The organism is Micrococcus sp. HMSC31B01 (assembly GCF_001816085.1).
Taxonomy (GTDB): Bacteria; Actinomycetota; Actinomycetes; order Actinomycetales; family Micrococcaceae; genus Micrococcus; species Micrococcus luteus.
This window is the reverse complement of the sequence record NZ_KV825324.1, coordinates 1-935: the sequence shown is the minus strand read 5'-3', so window position 1 is coordinate 935 and position 935 is coordinate 1. Positions and strand designations below refer to the sequence as shown.

The following is a 935-nucleotide window of genomic DNA, read 5'->3' as shown; positions in this document are numbered from 1 at the left end:
CGGCCCCGCCGCCCCGGCGACGTCCGGGGTGGGGTGGGAGGACGAGGTCGCCAGCGACGACGACGTCCCGCTCGAGGACTCGGGCCTCGTGGGCCGGGCCGTCGTCGAACGGGTGCTCGGCGGCCGCCTGCTCGAGGAACGCCCCAACGACGCCTGAGGCGAACGCGCCCGTACGCCGTCCGGGGCCGCGGGCATGATGGACGCGGCGCCGGACCACGGCGCCGCGTCGGGGCGCACGCCCCACGAGACGCACCATCGGACGAGGGAGACGGATGTACCAGGGCGCGGTGCAGGACCTGATCGACGAGCTCGGCCGCCTGCCGGGCATCGGGCCGAAGTCCGCCCAGCGCATCGCCTTCCACATGCTGGAGGCGGACCGGGAGGACATGCTGCGGCTCGCGGACGCCATCCGCACGGTCAAGGACAGGATGCGGCTGTGCTCGGTCTGCTTCAACGTCTCCGAGGACGAGGTGTGCTCGCTCTGCCGGGATGAACGCCGGGACCGCTCCCAGATCTGCGTCGTCGAGGAGTCGCAGGACGTCATGGCCATGGAGCGCACCCGCGCCTTCCAGGGCCGCTACCACGTGCTCGGCGGGGCCATCAACCCGATCGCCGGCATCGGCCCCGAGCAGCTGCACGTCCGCGAGCTGCTCACCCGGCTGCAGGACGAGGCCGTGCAGGAGGTCATCCTCGCCACGGATCCCAACCTCGAGGGCGAGGCCACGGCCACCTACCTCGGCCGGCTCCTCGGCGCCACGGGCATCCGCGTCACGCGTCTGGCCTCCGGTCTGCCCGTCGGCGGGGATCTCGAGTACGCGGACGAGGTCACCCTCGGCCGCGCCTTCGAGGGCCGCCGCCTGATCAGCGGCTGACACGGGCCGGCGTCGAGCAGGCCCCGCCCGACGCCGGCCCGGCTCAGGCCACGCGCGTGCCGG

Annotated in this window: 1 protein-coding gene; it reads left to right on the top strand. The window is 74.2% G+C overall.

Going from position 1 to position 935, the window contains the following annotated elements; translation table 11 throughout:
• Window positions 1-272 precede the first annotated feature (272 nt).
• A complete protein-coding gene (recR, locus tag HMPREF3105_RS10250; RefSeq protein WP_070709523.1) occupies window positions 273-872 on the top strand; it encodes a recombination mediator RecR in 600 nt (199 codons plus the stop codon).
• Window positions 873-935: the final 63 nt, after the last annotated feature.